At 63.2% G+C, this 19,242-nt stretch carries 15 protein-coding genes and 1 pseudogene; 10 read left to right on the top strand and 6 right to left on the bottom strand.

All coding sequences use genetic code 11. The features are described from left to right. Window positions 1–16 precede the first annotated feature (16 nt). The 3 genes from PSEST_RS10660 (at window position 17) to PSEST_RS10650 (ending at window position 2,814) form a co-directional block, all read left to right on the top strand. The gene (locus PSEST_RS10660) at window positions 17–952 is read left to right on the top strand and encodes a LysR family transcriptional regulator (protein ID WP_015277001.1); all 936 of its coding nucleotides are present in this window, start codon (window positions 17–19) and stop codon (window positions 950–952) included. A 283-nt stretch (window positions 953–1,235) separates the two neighbouring features. Then, window positions 1,236–1,472 (top strand): DUF2790 domain-containing protein, encoded by a 237-nt coding sequence (locus tag PSEST_RS10655; protein WP_014820223.1) that lies wholly within the window; start codon window positions 1,236–1,238, stop codon window positions 1,470–1,472. A gap of 175 nt (window positions 1,473–1,647) precedes the next feature. Continuing rightward, a complete protein-coding gene (locus tag PSEST_RS10650; RefSeq protein WP_015276999.1) occupies window positions 1,648–2,814 on the top strand; it encodes a DUF1615 domain-containing protein in 1,167 nt (388 codons plus the stop codon). A 91-nt stretch (window positions 2,815–2,905) separates the two neighbouring features. Here PSEST_RS10650 and PSEST_RS10645 read toward each other — a convergent pair whose 3' ends face one another. The 3 genes from PSEST_RS10645 to PSEST_RS10635 all read right to left on the bottom strand — a co-directional run bounded on the left by PSEST_RS10645 (window position 2,906) and on the right by PSEST_RS10635 (window position 7,025). After that, window positions 2,906–3,970: a curlin associated repeat-containing protein gene (locus PSEST_RS10645; RefSeq protein ID WP_015276998.1), complete on the bottom strand. Its 1,065-nt coding sequence runs from the start codon at window positions 3,968–3,970 to the stop codon at window positions 2,906–2,908. Between the two features lie 163 nt (window positions 3,971–4,133). Then, window positions 4,134–6,698 (bottom strand): DNA ligase D, encoded by a 2,565-nt coding sequence (ligD, locus tag PSEST_RS10640; protein ID WP_015276997.1) that lies wholly within the window; start codon window positions 6,696–6,698, stop codon window positions 4,134–4,136. A 30-nt stretch (window positions 6,699–6,728) separates the two neighbouring features. Then, on the bottom strand, window positions 6,729–7,025 hold the full coding sequence (locus PSEST_RS10635) for a hypothetical protein (RefSeq protein ID WP_015276996.1): 297 nt from the start codon (window positions 7,023–7,025) through the stop codon (window positions 6,729–6,731). Between the two features lie 270 nt (window positions 7,026–7,295). On the opposite strand from PSEST_RS10635, the gene PSEST_RS10630 reads away from it, so the two are divergent. Then, on the top strand, window positions 7,296–7,571 hold the full coding sequence (locus tag PSEST_RS10630; protein WP_015276995.1) for a DUF1652 domain-containing protein: 276 nt from the start codon (window positions 7,296–7,298) through the stop codon (window positions 7,569–7,571). An 11-nt stretch (window positions 7,572–7,582) separates the two neighbouring features. Here PSEST_RS10630 and PSEST_RS10625 read toward each other — a convergent pair whose 3' ends face one another. After that, window positions 7,583–7,867: a DUF2061 domain-containing protein gene (locus tag PSEST_RS10625; protein ID WP_015276994.1), complete on the bottom strand. Its 285-nt coding sequence runs from the start codon at window positions 7,865–7,867 to the stop codon at window positions 7,583–7,585. Between the two features lie 102 nt (window positions 7,868–7,969). After that, complete coding sequence (locus PSEST_RS10620) at window positions 7,970–8,500, bottom strand: ferritin-like domain-containing protein (RefSeq protein WP_015276993.1); 531 nt, start codon at window positions 8,498–8,500, stop codon at window positions 7,970–7,972. A gap of 203 nt (window positions 8,501–8,703) precedes the next feature. On the opposite strand from PSEST_RS10620, the gene PSEST_RS10615 reads away from it, so the two are divergent. Further along, window positions 8,704–9,816 carry a mechanosensitive ion channel family protein gene (locus PSEST_RS10615; RefSeq protein WP_041756617.1) on the top strand — a complete coding sequence of 371 codons (1,113 nt, stop codon included), beginning with the start codon at window positions 8,704–8,706 and terminating at the stop codon, window positions 9,814–9,816. Here the strand turns inward: PSEST_RS10615 and PSEST_RS10610 are convergent, their stop codons facing one another. Continuing rightward, the gene (locus tag PSEST_RS10610) at window positions 9,817–10,323 is read right to left on the bottom strand and encodes a CinA family protein (RefSeq protein WP_015276991.1); all 507 of its coding nucleotides are present in this window, start codon (window positions 10,321–10,323) and stop codon (window positions 9,817–9,819) included. Window positions 10,324–10,622: 299 nt separating this feature from the next. Here PSEST_RS10610 and glgA point away from each other — a divergent pair, with 299 nt between their 5' ends. The 5 genes and pseudogenes from glgA (at window position 10,623) to PSEST_RS10585 (ending at window position 19,168) form a co-directional block, all read left to right on the top strand. Further along, the gene (gene glgA, locus PSEST_RS10605) at window positions 10,623–12,173 is read left to right on the top strand and encodes a glycogen synthase GlgA (RefSeq protein WP_015276990.1); all 1,551 of its coding nucleotides are present in this window, start codon (window positions 10,623–10,625) and stop codon (window positions 12,171–12,173) included. A gap of 12 nt (window positions 12,174–12,185) precedes the next feature. Beyond that, a complete protein-coding gene (gene treZ, locus PSEST_RS10600; RefSeq protein ID WP_015276989.1) occupies window positions 12,186–13,961 on the top strand; it encodes a malto-oligosyltrehalose trehalohydrolase in 1,776 nt (591 codons plus the stop codon). After that, a complete protein-coding gene (gene malQ, locus PSEST_RS10595; protein ID WP_015276988.1) occupies window positions 13,958–16,033 on the top strand; it encodes a 4-alpha-glucanotransferase in 2,076 nt (691 codons plus the stop codon). The genes treZ and malQ overlap by 4 nt, the downstream gene beginning before the upstream one ends. Then, window positions 16,030–18,842: pseudogene (locus tag PSEST_RS10590) on the top strand (malto-oligosyltrehalose synthase). Before malQ ends, PSEST_RS10590 begins: the two are co-directional and overlap by 4 nt. After that, a complete protein-coding gene (locus PSEST_RS10585) occupies window positions 18,839–19,168 on the top strand; it encodes a DUF2934 domain-containing protein (RefSeq protein ID WP_015276986.1) in 330 nt (109 codons plus the stop codon). Before PSEST_RS10590 ends, PSEST_RS10585 begins: the two are co-directional and overlap by 4 nt. Window positions 19,169–19,242: the final 74 nt, after the last annotated feature.

Genomic DNA, 19,242 nt, shown 5'->3' with positions numbered 1-19,242 from the left:
ACAGAGGCCTTACTCGATGGACATGTTGCAAGCGATGCGGGTATTCGTCCGGGTAGTCGACGCCGGCAGCTTCACCGCCGCGGCGAAGCTGGCCGACACGTCCACCGCGCAGGTTTCCCGCCTGGTGGCGGAGCTTGAGAACCACCTCCACGCGCGCCTGCTCAACCGCACCACGCGGCGGTTGGCGCTGACCGAGGTCGGTGCGCGTTTTCTCGAACGATCGCGCGAGATCCTGGCGCAACTGGAGCAGGCGCAGGAAGAAGCCTGCGGGGCGCATCTGACTCCGCGCGGGCGCCTGCGGGTGCACTCTACGACCGGTCTGGGCATCCAGCTGCTGGCGGGACTGGCGGGTAGATACGGTGAGCGCTATCCCGACGTCAGCCTCGACCTGACCCTTTCGCAACATCAGCCCGACCTGCTGGAAGCGGGCCTCGACGTCATCATCACGCTTTCCCGCGAGCTGCCTGATTCGGAGCTGATCGCCCAGCGGCTGGGCGAGGTTGGCAACGTTGTCTGCGCGGCGCCCGGTTATCTCGAGCAGCATGGCGTGCCGCGGCAGCCGAGCGACCTGCAGCGGCACCGCTGTCTGCGCTTGGCGGACCCGGTATTCGCAGATGAATGGCGCTTCTTCGCAGATGGTATCGAGGACGTGATTCGCCCTTGCGAAGCGTTCAAGGTCAACGTTGCTGAGGCCATGGCCAGCGCAGCAGAAGCCGGCATGGGTATCTGCCTGCTGCCCGACTATGTCGCTGCTCCGGCCCTGCAGCGCGGAGCACTGCTGCGCCTGTTGCCCCGCTATCGCCTGCAGGAAAAGCAGATCCACGCGCTCTACCCGTCCCGGCGGTTTCTCGACGCGAAGATCAAGACCTGGGTCGACTTTCTCGCCCTGGAGCTGCCACGCGCATTCGCCAGCTATCACGGCATCCTGCAGAACCCGGCGCATTGGGCCTGAACGATTGTTGCGCGGCGGGTAAAGGTGCTTCACCGCTGGCGCGGTTTTTCCCCTTCTGGTCGCCCACTAAAATCCACGGGTGGCAACGGACGCTAGAAGCAGTCCGCTCCTTCTTCGGTCGAGTGCTCCTTCGATCGGCCGTCCTGCCACCTTTTGGCTGCTTTCCCTCGTGGCAGCCTCGTTTATTTCCCGACGCCTGCCATCCGGTGGGCGCTGCATGCAAAGAAATGCCTGCCTTCGCCGTCACAACGACCTGGGCGAGCAGGCGCTCTGGAGGTTATCTGTGAACAAACTGATCTGGATTGCCGGCCTGGCCCTCAGTGCCCAGTTGGCGTATGCCGCCGATGAACCCAAGGCCTATCAATATGGCGACAAACTCGACATCGCCAAGGTCATATCCATGGACGTACCTGCCGGCGGCTGCGAGGTCGTGACGGCCCGGATGACCTATGTGGACTCCAAGGGCGAAACCCACGAAACGACGTACCTGCGCCAAGGGCCTGACTGCCACGATTTCTAGGGCGGCGCGGGCCGGTGCGTTTAGGCGTACGCCGATGACGGCGTGTCACAACGTGGTGCACGCTTGTGTTCGGCGAGCGCGCCAAACGGTTTAGAAAAGCGGTTTCTGAAAGAGCCAGAACGGTTTCGGCTGTTTTACTGTCCGAGCCCAAGGTACCCATCACATTCAGGACCGCATGACCATTCCGCTTTCAACCTGCCGCACAGCGTGCCCGGACCCATCCGGCCGGCCTTTCGCTACCCGACCAGTGCGCCACTCGCTCCTGGCGGCAATCGGCGCAGCGGCGGTGCTGGGTCTTGCCGGTTGTGGCACCCAGCAGCCGGAGATTCCGGCGCCCAAGCCGGAAGAAGTCCGGGCCAAGATCGCTCGTCTGATTCCCGCCAACATTCCCGATCGCCAAGGTTGGGCGCGGGACATCTACGCAGCCTTCGATGCGCTGGATATCCCGCCGAACGATGAGAACATCTGCTCGGTACTGGCCGTGACCGTGCAGGAATCGACATTCCAGGCGACCCCGCCCGTGCCCGGCCTGGCGAAGATTGCGCGAGATGAAATCTACCTCCGTGCCGGCCGCCTGCACGTTCCGCGGTTCATGGTGGATGCGGCGCTGGACGTGAAGTCCCCCAACGGCAAGACCTATAGCCAGCGTCTCGCGGCCGTGCGCACTGAAGAGCAGCTAAGTGCGATCTTCGATGACTTCCTCGGCATCATGCCGCTCGGCAAGCAACTGTTCGGCACGCTCAATCCGGTCAAGACCGGTGGTCCGATGCAGGTCAGCATCGCCTTTGCCGAGGACCGCAGGTGGACCTACCCCTATGAACGGAAAGGTTCGATTCGCGACGAAGTCTTCACGCGTCGCGGTGGCATGTATTTCGGTATCGCCCACCTGCTCGACTACCCGACCAGCTATCGCGAACCGCTGTACCGCTTCGCTGACTTCAATGCCGGCTGGTACGCCAGTCGCAACGCCGCGTTTCAGGCCGCAGTAAGCCGTGCCAGTGGCATCAAGCTGGCTCTCGACGGCGACCTGATCATTCACGGCAGCAGCAAGGCCGGCCAGACCGAGCGTGCGGTTCGCGCGCTGGCGGGCAAGCTGGACATGAGCGAGACAGCAATTCGCAATGCGCTGGAGCGCGGTGATACCCATGGTTTCGAGAAAACCGACCTATATGAAAAGGTCTTCGCGCTGGCCGAAAAGCGCGCCGGCAAGCCGCTGCCTCGGGCGGTGCTGCCAGGCATCCGGCTGGAGAGCCCGAAGATCACCCGCAACCTGACCACCGCCTGGTTCGCCAACCGGGTCAATGATCGGCACCTCGCATGCATGAAGCGCGCTCGCAGCTAGTGAAAGCATGCATGGCCGGCGACCACTGCATGGCATGCACTCTGGCAACGTCAACGGCCCAGACCGTGGCGCGCGTCCTCGTCGGTACGGCTTAGCGTTGGGTGATCGACGCGCTGTTGCCGACGCCGTTCTGGATAATCGCGGCGCTCGTCGACTCCAGCGGGTATCCCGGCACCTGATTCAGCACGGCAATGTTGCGATCGCCGATCTGGCTGATCGACGCTGTGCCATAGCCCACGTGCTGCACCGCGTCGATCTCGTTAGCCCAGCCGTTCTGGGTAATGTCCAGCACCGGGCCGTCGAAACTCTGGTCGATGTTGACGCGGTTGTCGTTGCCAACCGAACTGCCCCGAATCGTCCCGCTGCGTGTCGACTGCCTGGCCGTCAGCTCGTTGCCAACGCCATCCTGAGTAAAGGTGAGGTTGCTGAACCCACCCCATTGCACCACTTGCGCATCGTTGGCGCTGCCGACCTGCCTCAGCGCGACGTCCCCGGTGTCATAACGCCCTCCGTACTGACTGACCCTCGCTTCATTCGAAGTGCCATCCTGGTAAACGTTGATCCCGCCGCCGTAGGGATAGACGTTCTGCTCGATGGTGATCCGGTTGTTGCTGCCGAACTGCTGGGTAGTGGCGGAGGCAGCACCGTTCTGGGTAATTTCGGTCAGGTTGTCGGTACCGGACGAGCGACTATCCACTCGACTGGCGTAGTACAGCTGCTCTACGCGATGGGTATTGCCCGAGCCCTGCTGGTGGATCGTGGCCTGCGATCCATTGCCCTCTGCCTGCTCGAGTTCTGCGACATTCGCGGCTCCGAGCTGAACGATCGATGCCGAGTGCCCATAGAAGGAGTCGCTGACCTGCACGACGGTCACCTGGTTGGCTGATCCGCTCTGGAGCACCTCCACGTGATTATCCAGACTCAGCTGGGAAGTCTGCGCGGAGTTTCTGTCGCCATCCTGCTCGACTCGTGAAAAGTGGCCCTCCCCTTGCTGCAGCTGGTTCGACAAATTCCACCCACCTCTCTGCTCGAGGATGGCCTCGTTGTCGCTCCCGTTCTGGGTAGTAATGGCCTGGCTGGTGACGGCCTGAGCCAGGGCCAGGCCCGGCAACGAGCCGAGCAGGATGGCGGCGATCAGCGGTTGATGCGCGAACATACGGACACTCCTTTGAATTATTGTTGTTGGCCGACGTCATGCTGGCCTTCTCTGGCGCATCCCTTGCCTTCGCCTCTCCTGACAGGCCGATTGTTTGCCTGGCGCGCCCAAGCGGGTATCGCCTTTTCGGTGTAGCCAAGGCCGCGTTCAGACGGATGGCGGCTTAATCCTTCACGCCAAGACGCTCGCGCATCTGCTTGGTCAGGCGCTGACGGGTTGTGCCGATGTTCGCCCATGGGTCGTCGTCACCCAGTTCCTGTAGGCGCTCGAGCAGGTTGCGCACCGTCCACAGGTTGGCGCCCTTGAGGTCTGCCAGCTCTTCGCGGTGAATGGGCACGGAAACCGGCAGGCCTTCGCGGGCGCGTACCGAATACGGCGCTACGGTGCTGGCGCCGCGGCTGTTGCGCAGATAGTCGATGAAGATGCGTCCGACGCGGTTCTTCGGGCCGCTGACTGCTGAGAAGTGCGACGGCAGAAGTTTCGCCAGATATCTGGCAATGGCCTGGCTGAAGCTTTTAACCTCCGTCCAGTCATGCACGCTGTCCAGCGGTACGACGATATGCAAGCCCTTGCCGCCGCTGGTCTTGAGAAACGACGCGAGCCCGATCTCGTCCAGCAGCGTCTGAGTCAGTTGGGTTGCCTCGAGCATGCGCTTCCACGGCAAGGCCGGGTCTGGATCGAGATCCAGCACGAAGCGATCCGGGTGCTCCAGGTCGGGCGCCACGGCGTTCCAGCTGTGCAGTTCGATGGTGCCCATCTGTGCCGCGCCCACCAGCGCCTCGACGCTGTCGATCACCAGCAGCGCGCCATGTTTTGGGTCGAGCGCCGGGTCGAGCTGAGTGATATGCGGGATGGCCAACTTGTCGGCGTGCTTCTGGAAGAACAGCTCGCCGGTGATGCCTTCCGGTGCGCGGACCAGCGCCAGAGGCCGGTTCTGCAATTGCGGCAACGCCCAGGGTGCGATCTGCGCATAGAAGCGGGCGAGCTCGATCTTGCTGATGCCGCTGCTGGGGTCGATGACCCGCTCCGGATTGGATATCTTGATCCGCGCACTGCCAATGGAGTCGGGCTGGCGCGCTGCGCTCGCCTTCGTCTGACTGGCGACCGGCTTGGCCCGTTCATGGGTAATCGCCTCGGCCGGCTTGTCGCTGCGCAAGCCATGGAACACCGAATGGCGGACCACCCCCTGCCGAGTCATTTCGGCATAGGCGACTTCGCACATCAACTCGGGCTTGAGCCACTGCGCGCCGCGCACATCGGCTGCAGGCGCAGCCTTGTCCAGCGGACTCTTATCGGTTTCCAGTTTCTTCAGCTGCTTGTGCAAGCCTTGCAGCGTTGCCTGATTGAAACCGGTGCCAACCTTCCCCGCGTAAAGCAGTTTGCCCTTCTCGTCATGCAGCCCGAGCAGTAGCGCGCCGAAGCCGGTACGGGTGCCCTTGGGCTGGGTGTAGCCGACGATGATGAATTCCTGCCGATTGCTGCACTTGATCTTGACCCAGCTGCTACTGCGTTTCGAGGTGTAGGTGCTGCCAGCGCGCTTGCCGATCAGGCCTTCGAGCTTCATCTGACAGGCGCTTTCGAGAATGCTGTCCGGCTGTTCGGTGAAATCCTCGGAAAAGCGCAGCAGCTCGCTGTCGCTGCGTTCCAGCACTTCACGCAGCGCGGCGCGGCGTTGTTCCAGCGGGACGTCGCGTAGATCCATGCCGTTCAGGTAGGGGATGTCGAAGAGGTAATAAAGAATGTTGCCGCTGCGTCCGGCTTCGAACGCATTCTGCAACGCCTGGAAATCCGGCGTGCCCTCCTCGTTCGGCACCACGACTTCGCCATCCAGCCAGCCGGATTCAAGCCCCAGGCCGGCGAGTGCGGCAGCCTGCTGTGGCATCTTCGCCGTCCAGTCATGGCCGTTGCGGGTGAATAGTCTGACCTCGCCGGCATCGATGCGCGCGAGCATTCGGTAGCCGTCAAACTTGATTTCGTAGCGCCAGTCACCCGCCGGTACCGAATCGACCAGCGTGGCCAGCTGCGGCTTGAAACTCTCCGGCAACTTGGCCGGGAGCGCCCCGTCGAGCGCGACCTTTTCCTTCTGCTTACGTGGCGCCCGTTGTTTGGCTGGCGCCTTGACCGGACTCGGCGGTGACTCAGCAACCCGTGCTTTCGCCCCACGCTTGCGCGGCACCAGCGTACGGTCGCTGAGCACGCTATCCGGCTCGGCGGCGACAATGTCGTAGTCGCTCTCGTCGCGCGCTGCCTCGTCGCGGGACTTGATCAGGAACCACTGCTCCTTCTTGCCGTCCATCTGCGTGCGCACCAGGTTCCAGCTGCCGGCGAGCTTTTCGCCTTCAAGTGCGAACTTGAGCTTGCCCTTGCGATACGCGTCGCGCGGATCGCCCTCGGGTATCCACACGCCACGATCCCAGACGATCACATCACCTGCACCGTAATGGCCCGCCGGGATGCTGCCCTCGAACGTGGCGTATTCCAGCGGATGGTCCTCTACATGCACGGCCAGCCGGCGCACGCTCGGGTCGAGGCTGGGCCCCTTGGGGATTGCCCAACTCTTCAGCGTACCGTCCAGTTCCAGGCGAAAGTCATAATGCAGGCGGGTGGCGTCGTGCTTCTGGATGCAGTACTGCAACGCCTGGGTCTTGCGCGACTTCGGCCGTGCCTTGCCGGCGGGCTCCGGCGTGGCGGCAAAGTCGCGCATGCGTTGGTAGTCTTCGAGCGCCATGGCCGGCCTCCGCGGGACTTCGCTGGTGGCTTATTCCAGCTTGCCAGCGTCAGTCGAGGTGTCGTTGGGGCCGCCTGGCGCCGAGTGCCGGTCCGGGTCTGTCGACTTCTCTTCGCTATCGGGCTGCGGCGCCACGAGCCGACCATCTTCGGTCACCGTGCGGCCTTGATGATCCTTGCGGGTTTCGACCTCTTCCTGCGGCGTGGGATTGCCCATCGGGCTAGGACGTGAACCGGTATCGTCCCGCGGCGTGCCGGCCGGAAACTGGGCCATGGTCGGAGTCGCGAACAGCGCGCTGAGGGTTGCCGCGAGCATCAGTCTTTTCATCTCGAATCTCCGCTGGGCTAGTACTTAATTTGGTCATCCGCAGCTGGTATGAGTTCAGCTAACGGCGATTGAGCCCGAGCGGACGTTCCGATAAGCGGCATCGGGCAAAGGCCGCTTCGTAGAGCCTTTGCTCGGCTTAATCCGCTGAGTGGACATATCGCCGCATTTACATCTCGGCGGTCGCTGCTACGGTTGAGAGACGTCGGGAAACCAGGGGTGCGCAGCTGACGCAGTGCTGCGCTCAAGTCACCTCCTATCTAGGGAGGATTTATGAATACGCGTCTTCCTCTGTTCAAGATCGAAGCAATCCTGCACACCTATCTGCGGCCCTTTCAGTGCGAGTGCCGTGCAGAGCCCGACAGTTCACTCAGTGTGCGCCTCTACCACGAACCGCCAGACGAAGAACTGACCGTGCTCGGCATTTCGTATGACCAATGCCGAGATGCGGCGAACCTCGTGCGTCTGGCTCAGGAACTGCGAATCGAAATGTGCGCCACGCGCAGCACCCTGCGCGCGGAGGCCGATCTGGCTGATCGCACAGAGTGACTGGCCGGCGGTTAGCGCGGAGTTCTGGCAACACGGTTGCTCGCGGTTTGGCCACGGCCCATGTACTTGAGGAACACATCGTGGCCGTAACTGTGCGACTGAACAGGCTTCTGCCGCCCGAAGCGCTGCCAGGCACGCTCGTGCAGGTAGAACACCACCGTGTTGCATAGCGGTTCGATCAGGGCAACCGCGCCGCCTATCACGATACTTCCGGTCAGCGCGTAGACGACGATGAACGCCGTGGCGAAATGCAGTACGGCAAAGGTCAGGGTCTTGACTAAAGGACGTGGTCTCATCGGTGGTTACCACCGCACACATGCCGTGCTCGATGCATGTGCCGGTCTTTCTAGGGGGCGGGTAAGCCCGATCGAATGCCGACCGGGCCTGCAATCAGGTGATCAGCGCTTGGCTTCGACGTTAGGCTCAGCTGCACGGGTCAGGTAGGCCTGGGTCAGCTCGGCGAGGTGATCACGCAGCCAATCGGCCATCGCCACCTCTTCCACAAGAATGCGCTCGCATACTTCCTTGGTCTGCATATCGCCCACCGCCTCGGCCGCGGCGATGAGGATCTTGTAGGAGGCGATTTCGAGGTTCTCGAATACGTAGCCCATCTGCGCGCCTTTGACGATCTCGTCATTGACCATCATGCCGCCCATGGCCTGCCCCATCGCCATCATTTTGCCGCCCAGGTCCTTGAGGCCCGAATAGGATTTGTCGTAACGCTGCAGACAGCTTTCGATCAACCTGGCCTGGTTCTGCGTTTCGGTGATGTGTTGCTCGATGCGTGCCTTCAGCTGCGGGTAGTGCTCGATGCGACTGGCCTGCTTGTTCAGCATGGTTTCGGCCTGTGCTTCCATGGCATGCGCGTCGCGCAGCCACTCGATAAGGCGTTCGATACGGACATCGGTGCCGGTCTGTGCACTTTGCATTGGATATCTCCGGTCAGGTCTAAAAAAACAGGGCTAGAGGATCGGCCCGCTTGATTTTGTGAAAGAACCTGCCGGCAAGAGTTCCAACCACCCGACCGGCGTGGCAGGCACGCGGCGCGTGCTGAACTTTTGCCCGATGCGGTCTGTCACTGGCCCTGACGAACGCCGACCGGAGCTGCGCTATCGAACTTCCTGCCTTCCTTCTGCAATGGGACCAATACATCAGCCAGCCGGCGTTGCGCACGCTGGCGGCCGCGCTGTTCGTGGTGCTGGTACTGAGTCTGTTCGGCCGTTTGCTGACGGCCCTGATGCTGCGTCTGGCCCGGGCGTTTCTGTTTACTCGCGAGTTGTCCGAGCAACTGGAGAAACCGATTCGGCTTCTATTGCCGCTGATAGGGCTTCAGGGCGTATGGACGTCGGCGTCCGATGACCTGTTACTGATCGATGGCGCACGCCATATCACCACCCTGCTGATCATCGCGACCCTCACCTGGCTGGTGATGCGTCTGCTGCGCGGGCTGCAGCAGTTCATTCTGCTGCGCAACCCGGTGGATGTGGTCGACAACCTGCGTGCTCGGCAGATCCAGACACAATCGCGGGTGTTGCTCCGCACGCTGGCGTTTTTCGTGCTGCTGGTGGGTGCGGCGGCGATGCTGATGACCTTTCCCGGCGCCCGCCAGTTCGGTGCCAGCCTCCTGGCCTCGGCAGGCCTTGCCGGTCTTGCCGTGGGCTTCGCCGCGAGGCCGGTGCTGGCCAACCTGATCGCCGGCGTGCAGATCGCCATGACTCAGCCGATTCGCCTGGATGACGTGGTCATCGTCGAAAACGAGTGGGGCCGAATCGAGGAAATTACCGGTACCTACGTCGTCGTGCGCATCTGGGATGACCGTCGCCTGGTCGTGCCGCTGCAGTACTTCATCGAGAAGCCTTTCCAGAACTGGACCCGCCGCGGCTCCAGCCTTATCGGGACGGTATTTCTCTGGGCCGATTACTCGCTTCCACTGGAGCCGCTGCGCGAAGAGCTGCGCCGGCTGTGCAAGGAAGTCCCCGAACTATGGGATGGCCGGGTTTGCGTACTGCAGGTGACCGACACCAGCGAAAAATCCATTCAGTTGCGTGCGCTAGTGAGTTCACCGGACTCGTCGCGCAACTGGGACCTGCGCTGTCATATCCGCGAGAACCTGCTGGGCTTCATCCAGCGCCAGTATCCGCATTCGCTGCCGCAGGTTCGGGCGGATCTCAGTGTCGGCCACAAGCAGCGTGTCGATACTTCGCAGCCCGAGCATGTGGAACCGGAGCGCCAGCCGCCGGTGTGATTATTCGCCGGCGCGCTCTTCCAGCTTCTTCAATAATTGCTCGTACTTTACCGGCAGCTGGGTGAGACCGTACCGCGCAGCCTGCTTGCGAATCTCCACGCGATCACCCTCGAACTGCACCGTTTCGCTCACCACCACCTGTTGCTCGCCCCGCATCAGTGCATAGGCGTAGCACTGGGTGCCGCCCTCATCCTCCTGGTCATCATCAGCAACACCGGTATTGGCAATGGCCAGAGTGGCGACACTGGCGTTCAGCGCACCAATCGCCATCTCGCGCGCCACCTCCTCGCTGGTGAGGCCGAATCGCTCGATGGTTTCGAAGTCGACGTTGAGCAGGCGGTTCTTTGCCTTGGGTGAATAGACCACGAAGCCGCTGTCCAGCACCTTGCCGCAGCCCGGTATATCGCCCATCAGCGAAGCCATCAAACCGCAGGTACAGGACTCGGCGGTGGTCAGCGTCAATTCCGCGCGCTGCAAAAAAGCCACGACTTGCTCGATCTCTTGCATGTTTTTTGCTCCAGCAGTTTCAGGGTCATCGCCTTCACGACTCTGTGTATTCGGAGCAAGTTGGCTGGTTGCGAGTTCCGGCCGCGGTTGTTGATCGGATTTTGAGAACTTCTACCGCGACGCCGGGTCTGGATTTTGGCAGGGCCAGTGCAGCTCTGCCTGCCTTCGCGGCAGCTCCGAAAACGAGATTTAGCCTGGTCGTGTTCATGGTATGTGGCGGTCATCAGATCGTTGCATAGGAGAAATATGCTCGTAGCTGGCGCCGGCATCTGGAAGCCCGGGGCTTTGGGGAGATCGTGATGAGTATTGCCGCTGTGAACGCTAGGCCTGCCGGAACACCGAAGGCCCAACCTGCTCCACCCCTGGTTACTCGCCCTGCCCTGCAGATTCGCAGTAGCCACGATGACAAACGCAAGATCCTTTTCGTGACTTCCGAGCTGACCGACCTGGTCAAGACCGGTGGACTCGCTGACGTGTCCGCCGCTCTGCCCCGCGCGCTGGGTGCACGCCATGACGTGCGCGTGTTGATCCCCGGTTTTTCGCAGGTCATCAACAGTGGCCACGCCATTCGCATCGTCGGCTCGCTGAGCAGCTATGCCGAAATCCCAGGCTGCCGCATCGGCCGGATGGACATGCCGGATGGCCTGATCATCTATGTGCTGATTTGCCCCGAACTCTACGAACGCGAAGGTTCGCCCTACGGCGATGTCCACGGTAATGACTGGCCGGACAACCCGGTGCGCTTCGCCCGCCTCGGCCTGGCTGCTGCAGAGATCGCTGCTGGCACGGCCTGCATCCGCTGGGCGCCGGAACTCGTACACGCACACGACTGGCCAGCTGGCCTGACGCCCGCCTACATGCGCTGGCGCGGCCTGAATACGCCAAGCGTGTTCACCATTCACAACCTTGCCTATCAGGGCAATATCGACATGTCGCAACGGCGGTTGCTGGGTATCCCAGCGGAGGCCTGCGACCCCGAGCGCATGGAGTTCTACGGCAAGCTGTCGCTGCTCAAGGCCGGTATCGCCTACGCCAACCGTGTGACCACGGTCAGCGCCACCTACGCCGAGGAAATCACCACGCCCGAGTTCGGCTGTGGCATGGAAGGCTTTCTCAGCATGAAAGCCCGCCAGGGCCTGCTCAGCGGGCTTCTCAACGGCATCGACGAAAGCTGGGCACCGGAAAGCGACCCCTATCTGGTGAGCGGTTTCAGTGCGCGAAACTGGGCTGGCAAAGAAGCCAATGCTGCCTATATCCGCAACTCGTTTGGGCTCGAGCAATGTGGTGCGCCGCTGTTCGCGGTGGTCTCGCGCCTGGTCCATCAAAAGGGTGTCGACCTGACCCTCGACGTCGCGCATGCCATCGTCGAAGGCGGTGGCCAGCTGGCAATTCTGGGTCAGGGCGATCATCACATCGAAGACGAGGTCCGGCAGCTCGCGGCTCAGTATCCCGGTCGAGTTGCAGCCCACATCGGCTTCAACGAAACCGATGCTCGGCGCCTGTTCGCCGGCAGCGACTTCCTGCTGATGCCGTCGCGCTACGAGCCGTGCGGTCTTAGCCAGATGTACGCCCAGCGTTATGCCTCCCTTCCCATCGCGCGGCGCACGGGTGGTCTGGCCGACTCCATCGAGGATGGCGTCACCGGCTTCCTCTTCAACGAGCCCGATGTCGCCAGCTACCGCCAGGCGGTGCAGCGGGCCCTGTCGATTCATCAGCATCCGCAACTGCTCAGTGCCATGCGCTGCCGTGCAATGGCGGCCGGATTTTTCTGGCGCCATGCCATCGAGCCCTATGACGCGCTTTACCAGCAGCTGCTCGGAGAGCGCCGCGAGGTTCGTCATCTAATCTGAAGAGGTCGTTAAATGCAGAAGCAGCGTGCCCATATCGGGCATCACGGGCCGGAGTTGCTGGAAGACGGGAATACCCGCTTCCGACTCTGGGCGCCCGATGCGCAAAACGTCAGTCTGATCGTTGTAGGCGCACAAACGCTGCCGATGACCGCTACTGAAGAAGGCTGGTACAGCATCGATGCTCCATATGGGGCCGGTACGCTCTACCGATTTCTCATCGACGATGAACTGCATGTGCCCGACCCTGCCTCGCGCGCTCAGGCGGGTGACGTGCATGCGCCGAGCCTGGTGATCGATACCCACAATAACTACCTGTGGCGCAACGCCGACTGGCGCGGCCGGCCCTGGCACGAAACCGTGTTGTACGAGACCCATGTCGGTCTGTATGGCGGTTTTGCCGCAATGGAAGAGCACCTCGCCGCGCTCGCCGAACTGGGCGTGACGGCCATCGAACTGATGCCCATTGCCGAATTTCCCGGCGACCGCAACTGGGGTTACGACGGCGTATTGCCCTACGCACCGGAAGCGGCCTATGGCAGCCCGGAAGAGCTCAAGCACCTGATCGATACCGCCCACGGCCTCGGCCTGATGGTATTTCTCGATGTGGTCTACAACCACTTCGGCCCGGACGGCAATTACCTCGGCCGCTACGCCAAGCACTTCTTCCGCCACGACCAGCAGACACCCTGGGGCGATGGCATCGATTTCCGCCGCCGTGAAGTCCGAGATTTCTTCATCGACAACGCGTTGATGTGGCTGATGGACTACCGTTTCGACGGGCTGCGCTTCGATGCCGTGCATGCCATTCCCGACCGCAGCTTCCTCACCGAGCTGGCCGAGCGCGTGCATGCCACCGTGGAGCCCGGTCGCCATGTGCATCTGGTGCTGGAAAACGAGGACAACCGTTCCAGCCTGCTGACCCAGGGCTTTACCGCGCAGTGGAACGACGACGGCCACAATGTGCTGCATGCGCTGCTCACCGACGAGAGCCAGGGCTACTACGCCGACTACCATCAGGACGCGACCGCCAAGCTGGCGCGCTTTCTCGGCGAAGGGTTCATCTATCAGGGGCAGAACAACCGCCGTGGCGAGGCCCGTGGCGAGCCCAGCGCGCATCTGTCACCGTCGTCGTTCGTGCTGTTCCTGCAGAACCATGACCAGACCGGCAACCGCGCCTTTGGCGATCGCCTGGTTACGCTGACCAATGCCGACGCACTTCGCGCAGCGACCGCGGTGCTTCTGCTATCGCCAATGGTCCCGCTGCTGTTCATGGGCGAGGAATGGGGCTCCCGGCAGCCTTTCCTGTTCTTCACCAGCCATCACGGCGAACTGGCCGACGCGGTGCGCGAAGGCCGCCGCAGCGAGTTTGCCGAATTTTCCGAGTTTGCCGACGAGGCCACTCGCGAGCGCATACCCGACCCCAACGCCGTAGCCACATTCGAGCAGTCGCGGCCGGACTTCGGAGCGCAGACGCAACCGGGGCACGCCGAATGGCATGCGCTGTACCGCCAGCTACTCAGCATTCGCCATGCCGAGATCGTTCCACGCCTGCCCGGTGCGGCGTTTCTCGGCTGCAGCGTGCTCGGCGAAGCCGCCGTGCTTGCCCGCTGGCAGCTGGGTGATGGCTGTCAATTGCGCCTCGAGCTGAACCTCGGCGAACAAGCCGCTCCACTGCCCGCCTCGTCTACCGCCGCGCAACTGCTGTTCGCCAGCCGTGAGTCGGATGCGAACACGCCCGACCAATTGCCGCCTCGTATGGCCAAGCTGTATCTGGAGAAAGCCAAATGAGCGACGAAGCCCTGATCCGCCTGGCGGAAGCCGCCGGGCTTTCCATTGACTGGATCGATGCCGACAACCGTGAACAGCGGGTCGAGCCGGCCGTCCTGCGCGAGGTACTCGCCTGCCTTGGGCTGGCGGCGGAAACCGATGCAGATATCGACGCCAGCCTTGAGATCCTTGCGCACAAGAACAACCACGGCGGCGTGCCTCCGCTGCTCACCTGCGATCAGCACGCTGCACTGGACCTTTCCGCCTACTTTCCCGCCGCCAGTCGCTTTGAGCTGCAGGCAGAAGATGGCGGCGTCCAGCAGGGCACGCTCGATTACCAGGCGCGTTTGCCGGCCATCGACGCCCCTGGCTATTACCGCCTGACGATCGACAAGCATCAGCTGACCGTGGCCATCGCCCCGCTGTCCTGTCCCACCGTCGCGCAGATCGCCGGTGCCGATGCCTGGGGGCTGACGGCCCAGCTGTACAGCTTGCGACGAGCCGGTGACGGCGGCCTGGGCGACACCCAGGCGCTGGAGTCGATGGTGAGCAACGCTGCTGCTCATGGTGCCGATGCGCTGGGTATCAGCCCGGTTCATGCCATGTTCAGCGCGCACATCAACCAGTACAGCCCCTACTCGCCGTCGAGCCGACTGTTCTTCAACGTGCTGCATGCGGCACCCGGGGCAATCCTCGGCGAGCGGCCGCTGCGCCAGGCCATCGAGACCTGCGGACTCGGCGAAGAACTGGAACGGCTCGAGCGCCTGGATCTGATCGACTGGCCTGCCGTCGCCCAGTCGCGGCAACGCCTGCTACGCCAGCTGTTCGACGACTTCAGCAAGGGCGGCAACCCCTTGCAGGTGGATTTCGACAGCTTCCGTGCGAACGGTGGCGAGGCGCTGGAAAACCACTGCCGTTTCGAAGTCCTGCACACCCATCTGCGCAATGCACAAGGCCATACCCAGCACTGGAGCGATTGGCCAAGCGAGTATCGCGATCCGGCTAGCCCAGCCGTGGACGCATTCGCCCGCGAACACGCCGACGAGGTGAGCTATCACGCTTTTGGTCAGTGGCTCATGGCCCGCGGACTGGAGCGCGCCCAGGTCGCCGCGCGCAGCGCCGGCATGCGCATCGGCCTGATTTCCGACCTCGCGGTCGGCGCCGATGGTGGCGGCAGCCAGGCCTGGAGCCGACAGGCTGAGCTGTTGGCTTCGCTGAGCGTCGGGGCGCCGCCGGACATCATGAATCGCGACGGCCAGAACTGGGGCATCTCCGCGTTCTCGCCCTGGGGCCTGCAACAGAACGGCTTTCGCGCCTACATCGAAATGCTGCGCGCCAACCTCGCCCACGCCGGCGGCATGCGCATCGACCATGTGCTGGGCCTGAAGCGTCTGTGGGTCGTCCCTGCCGGTGCCGACCCGAAGCGCGGCGTGTATCTCAACTTTCCGTTCGACGACATGCTGCGCCTGCTCTGCCTCGAAGCCTGGCGCCACCAGGCGGTGATCCTGGGCGAGGACCTCGGCACCATTCCCCACGGCCTGCGCGATGTGCTCGCGGCTCGCGGGATCCTCGGCATGCGGGTCCTGCTGTTCGAACAGCACGACGGGCATTTCCAGACGCCTGCGCAGTATCCGGCGCAGGCGCTGGCCACCAGCACCACCCACGACATCCCGACCCTGACGGGTTGGTGGCGAGGTCACGATATCGACTGGCGCATCAAGGTCGGTCAGGTGCCCGAATCCGACCGCGACGCCCAGTGGCGAGCACGCGAGAAGGAGCGCGCCGGCCTGAATCGCGCTCTGTGCGAATACAGCGGCAAGAATCCGGATGTGCTGTTGAGCGCCGAGGACGCTGTCGATGCCGCCATCTGCTTCCTGGCCCATACCCCGGCGCCACTGGTGCTGGTGCCGGTGGAAGATGCACTCGGTCTGGAAGAACAGACCAACATGCCCGGCATCGTCGAAACCCATCCCAACTGGCGTCGCCGCTATCCCGGCGACAGTGCAACGTTGCTCGACAGCCCGGCCAGCAGCCGTCGGCTGGCGTCCTTTGCGCAGGCCCGTCGTAACCATCGTGGAGCTGCGCATCGATGAAAGACCTTACCGCAACCCTGCGACTGCAGTTTCACCGCGACTTCACCCTGGACGACGCCACTGCACTGGTTGACTACTTCGCCGAGCTTGGCATCAGCCATATCTACGCCTCGCCGCTGCTCACCGCCCGTCCCGGTTCCATGCACGGCTACGACGTCATCGATCCGACCCGCATCAATCCGGAGCTGGGTGGCGAGCCTGCCCTGCATCGCCTCGTCGAAGCCCTGCGCGCCAAGGGTATGGGGCTGATCCTCGACATCGTCTCCAATCACATGGCCGTCGGTGGCTCCGGCAATGCCTGGTGGCTGGATGTGTTGGAGTGGGGCCGCCGCAGCCCCTACGCGCAGTTCTTCGACATCGAATGGAATTCGCCCGATCCGTTGCTCGAAGGCCAGCTTCTGGTGCCCTTCCTCGGCAGTGACTATGGCGACGCATTGCAGCAAGGCACCATCAAGCTGTGCCTGGATATCGACAATGGCGCGCTGTATGCCGAGCACTACGAGCATCGCTTCCCGATTACCCCGCCGAGCTACGGCGAAGTGTTGCGGGCTGCCGACCAGCAGCAGTTACGCGCCCTGGCGCAGCACTTCGATGCCCTGAAGACCGAGCCGGCACCCTACCAGGCGGCGCGCTTGCTGCGAGCCGAACTTGCCGAGCAATTGCAGAACGCCGATACCCGCCAGGCTCTGGAACAGGCGCTCGGCACCTATGACTCCACCACTGATGACGGCTTCCGTCGCTTGCACAGCCTGCTCGAACGGCAGAATTACCGGCTGGCCAGCTGGCGCACCGCGGGTGACGACATCAACTGGCGGCGCTTCTTCGACATCAACGAGCTGGGCGGTCTGCGCGTCGAACGTCCGGTGGTGTTCGAGGAAACCCACGCGAAGATCTTCGAGCTGATCGGCGATGGCCTGGTCGATGGTCTGCGCATCGACCATATCGACGGTCTGGCCGATCCGCGTGGTTATTGCAGGCGCCTGCGCCGACGCGTCGATCGGCTGAATGCCGGGCGCCCGCAGGACGCGGTGCAGGACCACGTGCCGATCTACGTCGAGAAAATCCTCGCTGGTGGCGAGCGCCTGCATGACGACTGGGGTGTGGATGGCACCACCGGTTACGAGTTCATGAATCAGGTTTCGCTGCTGCAGCACGATCCGGCCGGAGAAGCGCTGCTCTGCGCGCTATGGAGCGAAACCAGCGGGCGCACCACCGACTTTCTCGAGGAAGCGCGCCAGGCCCGCCAGCTGGTGCTGACCGGCCCCTTGGCCGGCGATTTCGAAACCGTCGCGCAGGCGCTGCTGCAGGTCGCCCGCGGCGACGTAATGACCCGTGACATCACCCTCGGTGCGATTCGCCGGGCGCTGCTGGAGCTGATCATCCACTTCCCGGTGTACCGCACCTATATCGCTGCGCCTGGCCGCCGCGAAGCGGACGAACCGTTCTTCCAGCGGGCGCTGGACGGCGCGAAGACGACCTTGAGCGAAGCCGACTGGCCGCTGCTCGAGCATCTGCAGCGCTGGCTGGGCGGCGAAAACCTGCGGCAGCTGCCACGCAATCTGCGCAAGATCCGCCGCTACGCCTGCACGCGCTTCCAGCAGCTGACTTCGCCAGCCGCGGCCAAGGCAGTCGAGGACACCGCCTGCTACCGTTCCGGCATCCTGCTCTCGCGCAACGATGTGGGCTTCGATCCGCAGCACTTCAGTGCGCCGCTGCAGGCGTTTCACGATGAGTGCCTGCAACGCGCCGAGCATTTCCCGCGCAACATGCTGACCACCGCGACCCACGACCATAAGCGTGGCGAGGATACCCGGGCACGCATGGCCGTGATCAGCGAGCGGGGCGACTGGTTCGCCGGCAAGGTGCGGCGCTGGCGTGACATGGCGGCCAGCCGCATCCAGCAGCTCGGCGACGGCCCCGCGCCCTCGCCCGCCGACGAACTGATGCTGTTTCAGATACTGCTCGGCTGCTGGCCGCTGGACCTCCGTGCAGACGACAAGGCAGCGATGGAGCAATTCTGTGCGCGCATCCTGCAGTGGCAGGAAAAGGCGCTGCGCGAAGCCAAGCTGCGTACCACCTGGAGCGACCCCAACGGCGACTACGAAGGCGCCTGTCGCCAGTATGTCGAACATCTGTTGCTGGCCAGCGAAGGCGCACCATTACGGGACGAAATCGCCGCAGCCGCGGCCGAGCTGGCCCCTGCCGGTGCGTTGAACGGCCTCGTGCAGAGCCTGCTGCGCATGACCACGCCGGGCGTACCGGACCTCTATCAGGGCACCGAATACTGGGATTTCAGTCTGGTCGACCCGGACAACCGCAGGCCGGTGGACTTCGCTGCACGGCAGCGCAGTCTCGACGGTAGTGCTTCGTTCGACCAGCTGTTGCAAAGCTGGCACGACGGTCGCATCAAGCAGTGCGTGATCAGCCGTACGTTGCAGCTGCGCCGCCGCTATCCGCGGTTGTTCAGCGAAGGGCGGTATCTACCGCTTACGGTGTCCGGTGAACAGGCCGAGCATCTGCTGGCCTTCGCTCGCGAGCTGGACGGCGAATGGCTGGTGGTCGTGGTGCCGCGTCTGGTCGCGGGACTGCTGGGTGACAGCGAAATACCCAAGGTGCCGACCGAGCGTTGGGGCGATACCAGGATCGCCCTGCCCGAGGCGCTGGACGGTAGTGAATTCGAGCGACTTTTCGACGCAACGGCAGTCACATCCCAACAAGCCAGCCTTGAGGCTGCGCGGGTTCTGGACGGACTGCCAGCGGCCGTCCTGCATACGTCTACATAAGAGCAACAGGAGAATCCCAACAATGAGTTCAGAAGAGCAACGTATCCGCGAGTTCGCTTATCAGATCTGGCAATCCGAGGGCTGCCCCGAAGGTGAGGAGGAGCGCCATTGGGCCATGGCCCGCAAACTGGTCGAGGCCGAGCATGGCGCCGCTGAAGCCAAGCCGGCCAGTCGCCCGCGCAAGACTGCGACCAAACCCACCGACGCCACGCCCAAAGCGAAGGCCAAGGAAGCACCGGCTACCAAACCCCGTGCCAGCCGCGCCGCGCCGAAAGCTGATACCGCCGCCAAGGCCGGAACTCCGGAGGTCATGAAGAAAACCCGCACCCCGCGCGCAAAGAAGGAAAGCTGACCGGCGGCAGGCATCTTGTCGGCGCCGGATCGGTCGAATGATCGTTCGCGCCGACGCTCGTTTCGGCACGCCTT

This window comes from Stutzerimonas stutzeri RCH2 (assembly GCF_000327065.1).
GTDB classification, from domain to species: domain Bacteria; phylum Pseudomonadota; class Gammaproteobacteria; order Pseudomonadales; family Pseudomonadaceae; genus Stutzerimonas; species Stutzerimonas stutzeri_AE.
The sequence above is the reverse complement of the archived record's forward strand: the minus strand, read 5'-3'. Positions and strand labels throughout refer to the sequence as shown.

What these genes read in the sequence shown, in the direction of transcription:
- PSEST_RS10660 (WP_015277001.1), top strand. Translation starts at nt 17, where the DNA reads ATGGACATGTTGCAAGCGATGCGGGTATTCGTCCGGGTAGTCGACGCC.
- PSEST_RS10650 (WP_015276999.1), top strand. Translation starts at nt 1,648, where the DNA reads ATGACCATTCCGCTTTCAACCTGCCGCACAGCGTGCCCGGACCCATCC.
- PSEST_RS10645 (WP_015276998.1), bottom strand. Translation starts at nt 3,970, where the DNA reads ATGTTCGCGCATCAACCGCTGATCGCCGCCATCCTGCTCGGCTCGTTG.
- ligD (WP_015276997.1), bottom strand. Translation starts at nt 6,698, where the DNA reads ATGGCGCTCGAAGACTACCAACGCATGCGCGACTTTGCCGCCACGCCG.
- PSEST_RS10635 (WP_015276996.1), bottom strand. Translation starts at nt 7,025, where the DNA reads ATGAAAAGACTGATGCTCGCGGCAACCCTCAGCGCGCTGTTCGCGACT.
- PSEST_RS10630 (WP_015276995.1), top strand. Translation starts at nt 7,296, where the DNA reads ATGAATACGCGTCTTCCTCTGTTCAAGATCGAAGCAATCCTGCACACC.
- PSEST_RS10625 (WP_015276994.1), bottom strand. Translation starts at nt 7,867, where the DNA reads ATGAGACCACGTCCTTTAGTCAAGACCCTGACCTTTGCCGTACTGCAT.
- PSEST_RS10620 (WP_015276993.1), bottom strand. Translation starts at nt 8,500, where the DNA reads ATGCAAAGTGCACAGACCGGCACCGATGTCCGTATCGAACGCCTTATC.
- PSEST_RS10610 (WP_015276991.1), bottom strand. Translation starts at nt 10,323, where the DNA reads ATGCAAGAGATCGAGCAAGTCGTGGCTTTTTTGCAGCGCGCGGAATTG.
- glgA (WP_015276990.1), top strand. Translation starts at nt 10,623, where the DNA reads ATGAGTATTGCCGCTGTGAACGCTAGGCCTGCCGGAACACCGAAGGCC.
- treZ (WP_015276989.1), top strand. Translation starts at nt 12,186, where the DNA reads ATGCAGAAGCAGCGTGCCCATATCGGGCATCACGGGCCGGAGTTGCTG.
- malQ (WP_015276988.1), top strand. Translation starts at nt 13,958, where the DNA reads ATGAGCGACGAAGCCCTGATCCGCCTGGCGGAAGCCGCCGGGCTTTCC.
- PSEST_RS10585 (WP_015276986.1), top strand. Translation starts at nt 18,839, where the DNA reads ATGAGTTCAGAAGAGCAACGTATCCGCGAGTTCGCTTATCAGATCTGG.